Origin of the sequence: Flavobacterium sp., assembly GCF_027484705.1 — a bacterium.
Taxonomy (GTDB): Bacteria; Bacteroidota; Bacteroidia; order Flavobacteriales; family Flavobacteriaceae; genus Flavobacterium.
On record NZ_JAIXSL010000008.1, the window covers coordinates 67402 to 82844 of the forward strand.

At 41.5% G+C, this 15443-nt stretch carries 15 protein-coding genes and 1 tRNA gene; 7 read left to right on the top strand and 9 right to left on the bottom strand.

Annotated elements, in window-relative coordinates:
- Positions 1-209: 209 nt before the first annotated feature.
- Together Q0058_RS04720 and Q0058_RS04725 are read left to right on the top strand one after the other, a co-directional pair.
- Positions 210-989, top strand: coding sequence for a hypothetical protein (locus Q0058_RS04720; protein ID WP_298221592.1), 780 nt, complete (start codon positions 210-212; stop codon positions 987-989).
- The gene (locus Q0058_RS04725) at positions 989-1603 is read left to right on the top strand and encodes a deoxynucleoside kinase (RefSeq protein ID WP_298221593.1); all 615 of its coding nucleotides are present in this window, start codon (positions 989-991) and stop codon (positions 1601-1603) included. The genes Q0058_RS04720 and Q0058_RS04725 overlap by 1 nt, the downstream gene beginning before the upstream one ends.
- Before the next feature lie 6 nt (positions 1604-1609).
- Here the strand turns inward: Q0058_RS04725 and Q0058_RS04730 are convergent, their stop codons facing one another.
- The 7 genes from Q0058_RS04730 to Q0058_RS04760 form a co-directional block, all read right to left on the bottom strand.
- On the bottom strand, positions 1610-2089 hold the full coding sequence (locus tag Q0058_RS04730; RefSeq protein ID WP_298221594.1) for a DinB family protein: 480 nt from the start codon (positions 2087-2089) through the stop codon (positions 1610-1612).
- Between the two features lie 188 nt (positions 2090-2277).
- On the bottom strand, positions 2278-4836 hold the full coding sequence (locus Q0058_RS04735; RefSeq protein ID WP_298221595.1) for a sodium-translocating pyrophosphatase: 2559 nt from the start codon (positions 4834-4836) through the stop codon (positions 2278-2280).
- Positions 4837-4963: 127 nt separating this feature from the next.
- Positions 4964-5572, bottom strand: a complete 609-nt coding sequence (locus Q0058_RS04740; RefSeq protein WP_298221596.1) for a DNA-3-methyladenine glycosylase 2 family protein — start codon at positions 5570-5572, stop codon at positions 4964-4966.
- Positions 5573-5697: 125 nt separating this feature from the next.
- Positions 5698-8181, bottom strand: coding sequence for a DUF5686 and carboxypeptidase-like regulatory domain-containing protein (locus Q0058_RS04745; RefSeq protein ID WP_298221597.1), 2484 nt, complete (start codon positions 8179-8181; stop codon positions 5698-5700).
- Between the two features lie 151 nt (positions 8182-8332).
- Positions 8333-9310 (bottom strand): pyruvate dehydrogenase complex E1 component subunit beta, encoded by a 978-nt coding sequence (locus tag Q0058_RS04750; protein WP_298221598.1) that lies wholly within the window; start codon positions 9308-9310, stop codon positions 8333-8335.
- A gap of 167 nt (positions 9311-9477) precedes the next feature.
- Positions 9478-9819 carry a hypothetical protein gene (locus Q0058_RS04755; protein WP_298221599.1) on the bottom strand — a complete coding sequence of 114 codons (342 nt, stop codon included), beginning with the start codon at positions 9817-9819 and terminating at the stop codon, positions 9478-9480.
- Positions 9820-9827: 8 nt separating this feature from the next.
- Positions 9828-9998 (bottom strand): DUF6496 domain-containing protein, encoded by a 171-nt coding sequence (locus tag Q0058_RS04760; protein ID WP_298221600.1) that lies wholly within the window; start codon positions 9996-9998, stop codon positions 9828-9830.
- A gap of 218 nt (positions 9999-10216) precedes the next feature.
- On the opposite strand from Q0058_RS04760, the gene Q0058_RS04765 reads away from it, so the two are divergent.
- The 4 genes from Q0058_RS04765 (at position 10217) to Q0058_RS04780 (ending at position 13873) form a co-directional block, all read left to right on the top strand.
- Positions 10217-10963 (top strand): electron transfer flavoprotein subunit beta/FixA family protein, encoded by a 747-nt coding sequence (locus Q0058_RS04765; protein WP_298221601.1) that lies wholly within the window; start codon positions 10217-10219, stop codon positions 10961-10963.
- A 114-nt stretch (positions 10964-11077) separates the two neighbouring features.
- The gene (locus Q0058_RS04770; RefSeq protein WP_298221602.1) at positions 11078-12046 is read left to right on the top strand and encodes an electron transfer flavoprotein subunit alpha/FixB family protein; all 969 of its coding nucleotides are present in this window, start codon (positions 11078-11080) and stop codon (positions 12044-12046) included.
- A 296-nt stretch (positions 12047-12342) separates the two neighbouring features.
- On the top strand, positions 12343-12969 hold the full coding sequence (locus Q0058_RS04775; RefSeq protein ID WP_298221603.1) for a bifunctional nuclease family protein: 627 nt from the start codon (positions 12343-12345) through the stop codon (positions 12967-12969).
- A 79-nt stretch (positions 12970-13048) separates the two neighbouring features.
- On the top strand, positions 13049-13873 hold the full coding sequence (locus Q0058_RS04780) for a thymidylate synthase (protein WP_298221604.1): 825 nt from the start codon (positions 13049-13051) through the stop codon (positions 13871-13873).
- A 51-nt stretch (positions 13874-13924) separates the two neighbouring features.
- Here the strand turns inward: Q0058_RS04780 and Q0058_RS04785 are convergent.
- A tRNA-Gly gene (locus Q0058_RS04785) sits at positions 13925-13997 on the bottom strand.
- Between the two features lie 146 nt (positions 13998-14143).
- Between Q0058_RS04785 and Q0058_RS04790 the strand changes: the two genes are divergently transcribed.
- A complete protein-coding gene (locus tag Q0058_RS04790) occupies positions 14144-14590 on the top strand; it encodes a GNAT family N-acetyltransferase (RefSeq protein ID WP_298221605.1) in 447 nt (148 codons plus the stop codon).
- Here Q0058_RS04790 and Q0058_RS04795 read toward each other — a convergent pair.
- Positions 14587-15291 (bottom strand): murein L,D-transpeptidase catalytic domain family protein, encoded by a 705-nt coding sequence (locus Q0058_RS04795; RefSeq protein WP_298221606.1) that lies wholly within the window; start codon positions 15289-15291, stop codon positions 14587-14589. The two genes, Q0058_RS04790 and Q0058_RS04795, sit on opposite strands and share 4 nt — an antisense overlap.
- Between the last annotated feature and the right edge of the window lie 152 nt (positions 15292-15443).

Consider the following 15443-nt stretch of genomic DNA (forward strand, 5'->3'; position numbering starts at 1 on the left):
AGTGGGCTTCAGGTATTTTTTAATTTCTAATTGGATAAAAAAATATCAAATATCCCGAAAACCCTAGCCCTGATGGCAACGGTTATCCTTTTGTGGCGGCGTTCGACGCAAAAGATATGAGTGTACAGCAGGTTCCCGGCTCCTAAAAATAAACCCGAATTAATTCGAGCAAATTCGTGGAATTCGCCTTAGAATTGTAAATTCGTTTTATGAAAAAAGCACTCCTTTTATTTTGGCTGGTTTGTTTCTCGACTGTGATGGCGCAAAAGCCTGTCGCTGCGAATTCCTATGCGCTGAATGCTGATGCTTTTCTGGGTTATGATGCACTCGGCGCCTGGTATAGCATTTCGGAAAACGTGCTTTCTAAAACAACGCCAACAGAACTTCGGCAGTATAAAAACCCACAACTTGGAAAAATCGCGCGCGTGGATTTGCAGAATCCGCTGAAGTTGGTGGTCTTTTTTAAGAACTTCAACACAGTGGTTTTGCTCGACAACCAGCTCAACGAAACGCAAAAAATAAACTTATCAGAAAACAATAACCCAATATTGGCGCTTGGAATCGGTTTGGCTTCGGGCAACCGGCTTTGGCTGTACGATGGCTTGTCGCAGAAAATCGGGTTGTATGATTATACCAAAAAGGATTTTCAGAAACTGACGACGCCTTTAGCGAATCCGATAACATATTACGATTCGGATTTCAATTATTTTCGTTGGGTGGATGAGCAGCGCCGTGCGTTTCGTTGTGACGTGTACGGTAAGATTGATGCGTTGGGAATCATTCCCGAAAACGAGCAATTGCAATGGGCCACGGAAACCGTTTTGATTTACAAAAAAGGAGGTGATTTGTATTGGTATGACTTTGTCGGAAATAAGTCGACTTTAATCGAAATCGACAAAAAAACCTTTAAAAATTTTACTTACAAAGACCAAATTTTATCTATTTTTACAGACCAAGGAATTACGAATTATAAAATCTCAATACCATAATGCACATAGCAGTAGCAGGAAACATCGGCGCAGGAAAAACCACACTCACACGTTTATTGGCCAAGCATTTCAAATGGGAGCCGCATTTTGAGGATGTGGTGGACAATCCTTACCTCGATGATTTCTACCACCAAATGGAGCGTTGGTCATTTAACCTTCAGATTTACTTTCTCAACAGCCGTTTCCGCCAGATTTTGCAGATTCGCGAAAGCGGTAAAAAGATCATTCAGGACAGAACCATCTACGAAGACGCGCATATTTTCGCACCAAATCTTCATGCGATGGGACTCATGACAAACCGTGATTTTGAGAACTACAAATCGTTGTTTGAATTGATGGAAACCTTAGTAGAAGCTCCGGATATGCTGATTTACCTGCGCAGTTCGATTCCAAATTTAGTATCACAAATTCACAAACGCGGACGCGATTATGAGAATTCGATTTCGATTGATTACTTAAGCCGTCTGAACGAGCGTTATGAAGCGTGGATTCACACTTACACTAAAGGAAAACTACTGATTATTGATGTCGATAATATTGATTTCGTCAACAATCCTGAAGATTTGGGAATGATTTTGAATAAGATTGATGCGGAATTGCACGGTTTGTTCTAGTCAATGCTATAAAACCTCCAACTTTTTTTTGAACTTTTCTATTTGACGGCGGTGGCGCAATACGTGCACTACGGCATGTTCCATCATTTGTTCGATGTCGTAGACTTGACCCCACGAAGTTTTTATTTTTTTGTCTTCATCGAATTCCTCGAGTTCGTCGTCGTCAATCGTGTCGAAAGTTTGGTTCGTATAAGCGACCAGGCTTTCTAAATCATCGCGATATTCCGCAACCGACATGCGCATGACTTTTCCGGGGCGGTTGTCACCAATCTTTTTCAATTTTCGAATATAGCCCGCATAAGAATAACCCGAACTCACAATATGCGTTAAGATGGTTTGTATGGATTGGCAATCCGGATTCGAGGTATTGGCATCCACAACGGTCGTCAGGTTCGCATAGGAAACATTGGCGATAACGTGCTCTAGAGCCGTTACAACATTTCGATATTCGCCCAGAAGCGCTTGGACTGCCTTTTTTTCTTTCATTTTAGAATATAAATGCCTCTTTTTAAAATCTTTGCAGCCAAATATAATACATATCCCGAACGCTGCTAAAATTTTGAATTTTAAATATTAACTAAAATGAATTTATTTGTTAATAATATTTCCTTGCTTTAAATGCATAAAAAAAGCCCCGATATTCACGAGGCTTTTTTTTATATATAATGTAAGGCTTATTTCAAAGCATCTACTTTAGCTTTCACTTCAGCTTCGGTTCCTTCAAAAGTTTCTGTCGCAGACACGCCATTTACGGTAGTCGTAACAGTGGCTTTAGATTTTCCGTTGTTGTTGCTGATTTCTACTCTTACCGTTTTTGATTCGGCCATAGCACCTTCCGGTTTTTTAGCACAACAATCTTTTTTATCGGCGATGAATTTTCCGTCAGCACCATAATGTGACATGCACATTTCTTTTTGCTCTGGCGTACAACCCAAACTGTCGCACATTTTAGCGCATTCTTCTTTGGTCATTGTAGCACATTTGCTCATATCGCAGTTGCCCATCATGTCGCCTGAACATTCCATTTTCACTATTTTCATTTCTTTCATGTCACCATGACTTCCGTTTCCTAAGATTGGAGCGATTACAAGACCGATAAGGCAAGTCAATTTGATCAAGATGTTCATCGATGGCCCTGAAGTATCTTTAAATGGATCTCCTACAGTATCTCCGGTAACAGCCGCTTTGTGCGCATCAGAACCTTTGTAAGTCATCTCACCGTTGATCATTACACCAGCTTCGAAAGATTTCTTAGCATTATCCCAAGCACCACCGGCATTGTTTTGGAACACAGCCCAAAGCACACCAGAAACGGTTACTCCAGCCATATAACCACCTAACATTTCGGCGATCAATTGGTTGTTGTCTCCGTAAACTAATTTTCCTAACAATACGATTGCAATTGGGAAACCGATGGTCATAATTCCTGGCAACATCATTTCACGCAATGCCGCTTTAGTAGAGATTTCAACACATTTACCGTATTCAGGTTTTCCAGTTCCTTCCATGATTCCCGGAATTTCTTTGAACTGGCGACGTACTTCGTAAACCATGTCCATCGCAGCTTTACCTACTGAATTCATTGCTAATGCAGAGAAAACAACTGGTATCATTCCACCTACGAATAACATCGCCAAAACTGGTGCTTTGAAAATGTTGATTCCGTCGATTCCTGTGAAGGTTACATAAGCTGCAAACAAAGCCAATGAAGTTAATGCTGCTGAAGCGATCGCAAATCCTTTTCCGGTTGCTGCTGTAGTATTTCCAACTGAATCTAAAATATCTGTTCTGGTACGAACTTCTTTTGGCAATTCGCTCATTTCAGCGATTCCACCTGCGTTATCCGAGATTGGTCCGAAAGCATCGATAGCCAACTGCATTGCTGTAGTCGCCATCATTGCTGAAGCCGCTAAAGCCACACCGTAGAAACCAGCCAAAGCATAAGAAGCCCAAATCGCACCTGCGAACAATAAAACCGTTGGGAATGTAGAAATCATCCCTGTTGCCAAACCAGCAATTACGTTGGTTCCTGCACCTGTTGATGATTTTTGTACGATGGCCAAAACTGGTTTTGTACCCAATCCTGTGTAATATTCCGTTACTGATGAAATCGCTCCACCCACGACCAATCCGATCAATGTCGCGTAGAACACACGCATTGAAGAAATATCTTGTAAACCTTCACCGAAGAATTCCATTTTCATGACGGCTGGCAACATCAATTGTACTAAGAAGAAACAAGCAATCGCAGTCAAAACAATAGAAACCCAGTTTCCGATATTCAATGCTTTTTGTACTTGTGCTTCTTTGGCGTTGTCATCAGATATTTTAACCAACATCGTTCCTACGATAGAAAATAAAATTCCGAAACCTGCAATCGCCATTGGCAATAAAATTGGACCAATTCCTCCGAAAGCATCTTGAATACTTCCGCCCATATCTTTGATTACGTAGTTTCCAAGAACCATCGCAGCCAAAACCGTTGCAACATAAGAACCGAACAAATCGGCACCCATTCCGGCAACATCCCCTACGTTATCTCCAACGTTATCTGCAATAGTCGCAGGATTTCTCGGGTCATCTTCTGGAATCCCTGCCTCTACTTTTCCTACTAAGTCTGCACCTACGTCAGCAGCTTTGGTATAAATACCACCACCTACACGCGCAAACAAAGCGATTGACTCAGCTCCTAAAGAGAAACCGGCCAATGTTTCAAGAACTACGGTCATGTCTTCGGTTGAAGTCCATGCGCCTTTCATGAAGATGTTGAAGAATACAATGAAAAATCCAGTCAAACCTAAAACGGCCAAACCTGCAACGCCCAATCCCATTACGGTTCCACCACCGAAAGAAACTTTCAATGCTTGTGGCAAACTCGTACGGGCGGCTTGTGTAGTTCTTACGTTAGTTTTGGTTGCGATTTTCATTCCCATGTTTCCAGCCAAGGCAGAGAAAAAGGCTCCGAAAACAAAGGCAACCACAATTAATATATCAGTTTTAACACCAGGAAGGAAAGTAATCCCGGCCAAAACAATACTCGCCAATAAAACGAATATGGCTAATAATCTGTATTCCGCTTTAAGGAAAGCCAAAGCGCCTTCGTAGATGTAATCTGAAATCTCTTTCATCTTACCGTCACCGGCATCTTGTTTTAATACCCAAGCTCTTTTGTACGCCATAAAAAGCAATCCAATGAATGCCATTCCTATCGGCACATAAATCATATTTTCCATAAATATTTAAAGTTTATTATAAATTTTAATCGGGGGCAAAAGTAACAAAACATTAACAAAAAACAACTATATCAAATGAATAATGTTGATTGCCTTACATAAAGTTTATAGTGCTAAACTTCTGAACTTAATAGAGGTATTCGATGCTGCGGTTTCGTTTGTTCAGATAATGGTGCCAAAGCAGGAAAGTCGCGGCGGTTCGGTACGGTGCCCATTGCATCGCGAAAGCTTCCATAGCTTCTTTGTCGTGGATGTCGAAGAGTTCTTTTAAAGTATTGACGACCGCGATATCGCCAAGCGGCATCACGTCTTGAGCTTGCAATGAGAACATCAGATACACATCAATCGTCCAGTGGCCGATGCCTTTGATTTTGATGAGCTCGTTTCGGACTTCAACAGCGGATTTTTCGGAAAAACTTTCTAAATGGATTTCTTCATTGAGGATGATTTGCGACAATCCTTTAATGTAACCGGTTTTTTGACGGCTGACGCCAACAGCGCGAAAATCTTCATCAGACATCACGACTAAGGTTTGCGGTTCGATGGAAACGGCTTTTGTTTTGAGTTTTAGAAAGGTCGCTTTGGCGGAATCGATTGAAACCTGTTGTTCTAAAATCAGCACTACCAAAGTCTCGAAACCTTGCGGGCGGTAGGGAATTTTGGGTTGTCCGTATTGATCGATAATCTTCTGGAAAACCGGTTCGAGGTTCGCTAAATGGTCAATGGCGTGTTTCATATACTAAAGTCTAGCCCGGATAGTAGCGGAAATCCTTTTGTGGCGGCGTTTACTTCGTCAGTTCGCTGCGCTCGTGTGACACAAAAGATTGTAACGGATAGCCGGAACATGCTCCTGAACATTCCCTAAAAATAAAAACCGATGGACGCTTTGACGCTAAGTTTGGTCGCTCGCGGCATTTCGAGATAATTGCCACGCCACGAGAAATCGATGCGCAAGACTTTGAAAATGTTGCCGATTCCGGCGCTGTATTCCCAATAGAATTTTTCGGGCGCCACATACTCCAATCCGGAGGCATTGATCGCGCGGTTCTCGTCCGAAACGGTTCCGTAAACACCTTTAGCTCCGATAATTTCACGCCAGTTGAGCTTCCTGAGGAATGGCACGCGGGCGAAAAGTTTGCCCTGAAAATTGTGAATCCATTGCAAAGTGACATATTCGTCGGTTACGAATTCGTAGAAATTGAGGTTGTTGAACGTATTTTCAATCGTGAAATAAGTCTGATTTCCGGGCACGACACTAAGCAATCCCAAAGGCACTTTACCGTAAGTTTTCCCGAATTCGCTAATCAGGTTTGTACGACCAATTGCTCCAATGATGATCGGCTGGTTGTAATAGAACTGGAATTTGTTGTACGAGAAATCGCCGTCCATAAAACCTTTGAAACCGCGGCTGTAATTGAAAAATACGCGCGTATACGGATTGTCGACTTCGTTGCGTTCTACGCCAAACCCGACCATTTTGCGTTTGGGCGTATATTCCACCTGAATGTTGGCTTCGGGTTGCGTGACATCGCTTTTGATGGTGGTCAGCGACGGATCGGTATAATAATCTAAGCTAAAAGTTGGCGAAGCGGATACCAGTGTTCGGTAAGAGAATCCTGATTGGAATGTCAGGTTTTTGACAGGTTCGATTTCAACCGCTACGGTAGTGAGGTTGATGTTTGTGAGCTTGCCGTTGGTTCCGTTGGTAAACAATGAAGACGAGGCGAAACTTCTTCCGAGCACGTCGTTGGTTGTGGTCAGGCTCGCTCCTATTTGCTCTACATCGCGGCGGTTTCCTCCGGAAATGATGAGGCGGTTCTTCTTATTGATTAACCATTTTCCGGACAAACCGTATTTGAATTTATTGTCTTTAAAACCATAAGCGGTATACCCTTGCAGTCGCCACGGATCGTTCGCCCCGAAATAGGTTCTGAGTCCGGCGCGCAGACGCAATCCTTCCACGGCATTATTGCCAATGGTCGAGTAGATGGATCCGTAATCAAGGTAATTTCCGACGCCAATATATCCGCTGCCGATGATCGACACTAAATCATACAAACGCTTAAATTTCTTGACGGTTTTTAAAGTATCGAGCATCTTATAAACGCCGAGTTCGTCTTTGGTCAGTTTTTCAAAACGGTTCTCTTCCCAATATTCGTCGGGCTTGACGTAGACTGATTCGTCGTTATAATTGACTTCCTGTTTATAGAACTCATCCGGTTTCTCCTGATTGAACTTGTGATTCCTGAAATAGGTCGTTCGTTTTCCGTAAACGCCTTTAGACTTTTCCTTTTTGTTTAACGCGAAATCAGACATCATATAATCTTTGGTCAAGAGAAACACCGAGTCGTTCATCACTTCAAATTCCTGTTCGATATAAACGTCTTTGACCCAGTTGATGTTGGCGCTTTTGGTCACGGCCATGTTGATGTTCTTGATCGCCCAGGTTGTGTCATTCACCCAAAAATCGCCTTTGAAGGTGAGCTCGTTCTTGCGCCTCGGATAGAACACGATATTATAGCAAAGTTTTTTATCTATATAAGCGGTGTCGGTCAAAACGTAATTGTAGACGTCGATTCCGGTTCTCGATAACGGGCTCGTAAAACTCTTATCGAAGAACGTCACGTAATTGTTGTAGATATCGTAATCGGAATACAAATCTTTGATGAACGCAATGATTTGCTGGTTGGTTTCAAAACCCGAATTCTTGTTGGCTTTGAGGATTTCCTTGACTTTCTTTTTGATGTTATCGCCATAAACATCCGAAAGCGCTTCGTTGATGAAAATCGGCAGATAAGTTTTTCCGGTGATTTTGGAAGTATCGATTTGGTTGAAGATGAATTCCATGCCTCTGAAAATCTTGCGTTTCATGAAGGCACTGTCAATCGAGTTCATGTCGAATTCGACCTTTTCGTATTTCTCCATCTGGTATTGGTTGAACATATTGAGGCCGTTCTTACGCTTGCGCGCCCAGATTTTACGAAGGATGTCTAAAGCCGGATTGTTCTTTTTGGAAGTTTTTCCGCTGTAGACGACGACTTCCTTAAGTTTGTTTCCGTCGCTCAAAGTGACTTTAAAATCGTAATTGACTTCTTTGGGCAAAGGAATTTCCTTGGTATCAAAACCCATGAACGACACTACGAGCGTCTTAAAAGTTTTATCCGATTCGATGTAGAACCGGCCGTCTTCGTTGGTGACCGTTCCCAGACTTGAATTCTTAAAAACCACATTCGCAAACGGAATCGGCTGGTTGCTGGCATCCACAACGATACCGCTCACTTTGGTCTGTGCCAAAAGCCACTGTGTCAGAAAGGCGAATACAACTAAAAATATCTTCTTTTTCATAAACTAAAAAACTTCACCAAACAGGATTCGATGAAGTTCAAATATATTAATTAATTGATCATGGATAATGGATAATTAACAATTAAAAATGAGACCTCAAATTGACCCAAAAACAATTATCAATTATCAATTGTTAATTATCAATTGTCAATTATTTATACATCACTTTTTTAACCGCTTTGATCACATCTTCCGAATTTGGCAACCATTCTTTCAATAAGGTTGGAGAATACGGAGCCGGTGTATCAGCAGTGGTAATTCTCTGAATCGGAGCATCTAAGAAATCGAAAGCGCGTTCTTGTACTATATAGGTAATTTCAGAAGCAACACTCGCGAACGGCCATGCTTCTTCTAGAACGACCAAACGATTGGTTTTTTTAACTGAGTTTAAAATCGCGTCATAATCCATCGGGCGCACGGTTCTCAAGTCGATGATTTCGCAGGAGATTCCTTCTTTTTCCAAGGCGTCTGCTGCGATATGCGCTTCTTTTATAATTTTTCCAAAAGAAACTATGGTTACGTCTGTACCTTCTCTTTTGATATCGGCAACACCTAACGGAATTGTGTATTCTCCTTCAGGCACTTCACCTTTGTCGCCATACATTTGTTCTGACTCCATGAAAATCACGGGATCATTATCTCGGATGGCTGCTTTGAGCAAACCTTTCGCATCGTAAACTGTTGAGGGAACGACTACTTTCAAACCAGGCGTATTCGCAAACCAGTTCTCAAAAGCCTGTGAATGTGTAGCTCCCAATTGTCCGGCTGAAGCGGTTGGCCCACGAAATACCATTGGCATTGGGAATTGTCCCGCTGACATCTGGCGCATTTTCGCGGCGTTGTTGATGATCTGGTCGATTCCTACAAGTGAGAAGTTGAACGTCATATATTCTACAATCGGACGACAACCGTTCATGGCTGAACCTACTGCGATTCCCGCAAAACCTAGTTCGGCAATCGGCGTATCGATGACACGTTTGGGTCCGAATTCGTCAAGCATTCCTTTGGAAGCTTTATACGCTCCGTTGTATTCTGCTACTTCCTCACCCATCAAATACACCGATTCGTCTCGACGCATTTCTTCACTCATCGCTTCGGCAATCGCTTCTCTAAATTGTATCGTTCTCATATAAATAGTCTTTGTATCAATTTTGGAAAGCAAAAGTAAAAATTAAAACACGATAAAAGATTTTTTTTGTGCTTTTTTGTGGATGTTTTTTGCACGAAATCGATGTAACTCCAAATAACAAAGCACCATTATTGCTAATGATGCTTGTTTGATAACTTCAATTGAAATTACCCGTTGTCTTCTTCGAGGTCGTTATGGTTGTCACCACCAATACTGTAGCCGTTGTTTTCCTCATCTTCGCTACCAATATTTTCTTGCTCGTCATCGAGCTCTGAACCCGGAATGTCGAGATCGTCGCCTGCTTTGTCCTGATGGAAATTTTTCTCATTGAATTTCCCGTTATGGGCATTCGAAGGTTTTCTTTTGGAAGTATCTTCGGGATCGACTTCGGTTTCTTCTTTGAGTTTATTGTAAATATCTTCACTCGGCGGATAAGCCGGATAGCCCTGAAAATCTTTATCGGCTTGAGTTGCGGTTTTGTTTTTCGATGTTTTGTCTGTATTTTCCATGATGTTCTTTATTTTTCTTTGTTGGACATTCCGGCTTCGCTCATCGCGATGGCAACAGCTTGATTACAACTTTTGATTGTTCCGCCTTTGCCATCCTTTCCTGATTTGAGGTCGCCCTCTTTGAATTCGCGCATTACTTTTTCGATTTTATCTTGCTGGGCTTTGGTTTCTTTAGCCATGATTGCTGCTTTTTATGGATCAATGAATCGCATTCTTTATTACTATAAAGGTAGTCAATAAGTCGTTTTTAGGGTTTATAAAACTCAATATATGTGTTACACAATTGACACTTTACGAAATCGAAATAGTTCTCAAAAATATTATGCACGCATAGCAAATAATTCAAAATAAAATTCTAATTTTGTCGCACCATATTTTTAATCCAATTCTATTACACATGAAAATATTAGTTTGCATCAGCCATGTTCCTGATACTACTTCCAAAATTAATTTCACCAACGGCGATTCGGAATTTGACACCAACGGCGTGCAGTTCGTGATCAATCCGAACGACGAATTCGGACTCACGCGTGCCATTTGGTTCCAAGAACAACAAGGCGCAAATGTTACCGTGGTCAATGTTGGCGGACCAGATACGGAACCAACTTTAAGAAAAGCCTTAGCGATTGGAGCGAATGAAGCCATCCGCGTGAACGCCAATCCGACCGACGGATTTTTCGTAGCCAAACAATTGGCCGAAGTCATCAAAAACGGCGGTTATGATTTGATCATTGCCGGAAAAGAATCTTTAGATTACAATGGCGGAATGGTTCCCGGGATGTTGGCAGGTTTACTAGGTTACAACTTTGTAAATTCGTGTATCGAAGTTAAAGTCGATGGCACTTCAGCAACAGCTTCCCGCGAAATTGACGGTGGAAAAGAAATCGTATCCACTTCACTTCCGTTAATTATTGGCGGACAAAAAGGATTGGTTGAGGAAAAAGATTTGAGAATACCGAACATGCGTGGCATCATGACCGCAAGAACAAAAGTCTTAACGGTTTTGGAACCCGTTGCAGCCAACACTGAAACCAAAGCGGTGAAATTCGAAAAACCAGCACCGAAATCAGCCGTGAAATTGTTCTCGGCAGACGATTTAGACGGCTTGGTCAACGCCTTGCACAACGAAGCGAAAGTCATCTAATAAATGACGCGCCGCGTTAGGGATTGGAAGCAGTACCGTGTACTGCGGAAAGCCCGACCCGCAGGGGAACGCCCACATTCAAAATTCAACATTCATCATTCAAAATAATTAAAGATGTCTATATTAATATACGCAGAATCTGCAGAAGGAAAATTTAAGAAAGTCGCTTTCGAATTGGCTTCGTACGCCAAAGCTGTAGCGCAAAGCATGGGAACAACGGTAACAGCTGTAACGGTAAACGCTGGAAGTGTTTCGGAATTGTCGCAATACGGAGTGGACAAAGTTTTGAAAATCAACAACGACAAACTAGCCGGATTTACTGCAAAAGCATACGCCGACGCAATCAAACAAGCGGCTCAGAAAGAAAACGTGAAATTGGTTTTGTTGTCATCGACTACAGACAGTTTGTATTTAGCGCCTTTGGTTGCCGTTGCTTTGGAAGCTGGTTTCGCATCTAACGTAGTTGGTTTGCCGGTGAGCACTTCGCCATTTCAGGTGAAAAGAACTGCATTTTCAAATAAAGCGTTCAACATTACAGAAATCAGCACCGATGTGAAAGTGTTGAGTTTAGGGAAAAATTCTTACGGTGTTTTTGAAAACGCTTCTTCTTTGACTGAAGAAGATTTTTCACCTTCTATTAGCGATGCGGATTTTGGCGTGAAAGTACAATCAGTAGAAAAATCATCCGGAAAAGTAACGATTGCCGATGCCGATATCGTGGTATCTGCGGGACGTGGGATGAAAGGGCCTGAAAACTGGGGCATCATTGAGGAAATGGCCACTGTACTTGGTGCAGCAACGGCTTGCTCAAAACCAGTTTCGGATTTGGATTGGAGACCTCACAGCGAGCACGTCGGGCAAACCGGAAAACCTGTAGCAGCAAACTTATACATTGCAGTTGGGATTTCTGGAGCGATCCAGCATATTGCGGGCATCAACTCATCGAAAGTGAAAGTGGTGATCAACTCCGACCCTGAAGCGCCTTTCTTTAAGGTAGCGGATTACGGTGTGGTCGGGGATCTTTTCGATATTGTTCCTAAATTGACTGAAAAATTAAAAGCTTTTAAAGCACAGAACGCATAATTTTTTATTTTTTGACCACATAGAAACATAGATTCATTTCTTGTTCATCAAGGAAACTTCGTTTTTTTATAGATTTGATAGCTATGTGAATAAAGAATTTTTCTAAACAGAATCTGTTGCTATAATATTTTCTATGCTTCTATGTGGTTTAAAAATATCTTTTCACAATAGAAATAACCATAATTTTTTTTAAATTGTGCCTGTGAAAGGCTATCGGGATGCAGTTCATTCGGATAGCCTTTTTTTGTTTAAAAAGGTGTTGGTAGTTTGTACCAATTCGTTGTACTTTTGCAATTATGAGCTTAGTAAAATTAACTATAAAAGGAATCTCGTACAGCCAAACCCAAAACGGTGCGTATGCCTTGATTCTGAATGAAGTGGATGGCGAACGAAAACTGCCGATTGTGATTGGCGCTTTTGAAGCCCAATCGATTGCCATTGCACTCGAAAAAGAGATAAAACCGCCACGCCCTTTGACCCATGATTTGTTCAAAAATTTTGCAGAACGCTTTGATATTGTCGTCAAGCAAGTGATCATCCACAAACTCGTGGACGGTGTTTTTTATTCGAGCATCATTTGTGAACGCGATAAAATTGAGGAAATCATCGATGCCAGAACTTCGGATGCGATTGCTTTGGCTTTGCGTTTTTCAGCGCCGATTTTCACTTACAAAAACATTTTGGACAAGGCCGGAATTTATCTCAAAAGCAATTCGATTGAAGCCAACAAAGACAGCGACGAACTCGACGGCGTGCTTTCAACACCCGATACTTTCGGCATGGAAGAAACCAACCAATCGGGCGACACTTATACCAAAAATAGCTTGTCCGAACTGCACGAACTTTTAGAAGGCGCGGTTCAGGATGAGGATTATGAAAAAGCGGCGAAGATCCGCGATGAAATTTCGAAAAGAGAAAGCTAAAAATTATTTTAAATTTTGAATGATGAATTTTAAATGTTATGTTCATTCAAAATTCAAAATTTATAATTCAAAATAACAAATGAAGCAATACCACGACCTAGTCAAGTACGTTTTAGCCCACGGAACCCAAAAAGGCGACCGCACCGGAACCGGAACCAAAAGCGTTTTCGGCTACCAGATGCGTTTTGATTTAAGCGAAGGTTTCCCGATGGTGACGACCAAAAAACTGCATCTGAAGTCGATCATTTATGAATTACTTTGGTTTTTGAAAGGCGATACAAACATTGGTTACCTCAATGAAAACGGGGTCAAAATCTGGGATGAATGGGCCGATGAAAATGGCAATCTCGGGCCGGTTTATGGCCACCAATGGCGCAACTGGAACAGCGAAGGCATCGACCAGATTACCGAATTGATTGAGACTTTAAAAACGAATCCGAACAGCCGCCGCATGTTGATTTCCGCCTGGAATCCGTCAGTGTTACCTGATACTTCAAAATCATTTGCAGAAAATGTAGCTGAAGGAAAAGTCGCCTTGCCGCCATGCCATGCGTTTTTTCAGTTTTATGTGGCTGATGGGAAATTGTCTTGTCAACTTTACCAACGAAGCGCAGATATCTTTTTGGGCGTTCCTTTTAACATCGCTTCTTATGCCTTATTGGTATTGATGATTGCGCAGGTTTGCGATTTACAGCCCGGAGAATTCATTCATACGTTTGGCGATGCACACATCTACAACAACCACTTCGAGCAATTGGAATTACAATTGTCTCGCGATCCGAAACCTTTACCGAAAATGATTTTGAATCCTGAAGTGAAAAATATTCTCGATTTTACTTTTGAGGATTTCACTTTGGTGGATTATGATCCGCATCCGCATATTAAGGGCGCGGTGGCGGTATAGAAACTTATAAAAAACAAAAAACCTCTAACTTTAATTAGAGGTTTTTTTAAGAGCGGAAGACGAGGCTCGAACTCGCGACAACCAGCTTGGAAGGCTGGAGCTCTACCAACTGAGCTACTTCCGCGTTTTGGTGGTGCAAATATAAATAATAAGTTTATTGACTTGCAAGTTTTTTTCGATAAAATTGTTTTTTATTTACATCCAAAGCCCGTTTCTGCAGCCAATGTTTTTATTCTTAAATTGTTACCTAATTAATACGCGATCAAAAAAATGATGGTTATTAAAAAAATCACCGCCGCAACCTTATATCCAATCCGGCACGAGATTTTAAGAAAAGGCGAACCTTTGGAAAAATGCATTTATCCGAACGATGATGCGGAAACCACTTTCCATTTTGGGTTGTATGAAGATAATTTATTGGCAGGTGTGATTTCAGTATTCGAAACCAAAAGCGCGGTTTTTAACGATGAGAAACAATTCCAGATCCGTGGCATGGCTGTTCTCGAACAACATCAGAAGAAAGGTTATGGCGCCGCTTTGGTTCACGAAGCCGAATCTCATTTAAAAACGCATCATAATAATTATACGCTTTGGTTCAACGCGCGCATCAAAGCTGTCGGATTTTATGAAAAGTTAGGATTTGAAAAAACCGGTCAGCCTTTCGAAATCGACACCATTGGCATCCATTATATCATGTACAAAAAAACCGGTGCTTAGACCAGTTTTTCGTTGCTATTGTAATTTCTTGAAGGGTGGTAAATAAACAGACACGATTTGTTTTTGATGAGCTGAATGATCTGTGCTGACAATTCCACGGGAACAGCCGGACAACCCTGACTTCTTCCTAAACGGTTATGGTTCTTGATAAAATCCGTAGAGACATAATCCGCAGCGTGCATCACAATGCCTCTTCTTCTGGCGTTGTCATTGACGCCTCTTTCGAGTCCGTCCAACTTTAAAGACATGCCGTGTTTTCCGTTGTATATTTCACCGGTAGTATAAAAACCTAGGCTACTTTTATTCGAAGCGTCGCTGTTTGAAAAGGAATTTGCGAATTCCTCGCCTGTATTTTTACCATGAGCCACATAAGTATTCATAAGTACCGTTTCAGTAGCCATATCAATAATCCAAAGTCTTTTAGCGTTTGAAGACAAACTAAAATCAACGATGGTCAGCACATCTTTTTGCAAAATACCTTTTTGCTGCAATTGGTAAAACCCTTTCAAGGCTTCAGAAAAGCTTTTGAGTTGTGGCAATTCAAAATGATTTGGATTCAAACGACCATATAAATTCGCCACTTTCGCTTCAAAGCTGCTGTTGGCTTCAGGATGTACTTTTGAGTTGGAAGTATTGGTTTTTATCGGTGTGAATGACATCAATAAAAACACCAGTGCGATAGAAAATATTTTATAATTCATTGAAATAGATTAGGTTCAACAATAGACTCGGGGCAGCAAACCTATTAAAACATATTAAGCCGACCAACTTTTTTAACAAAAAAATGCGATTATCAGCCAAAATAATCGATGAAATGCATCATTTCGCTTTATTTCCGCTATTTGTGAAACTT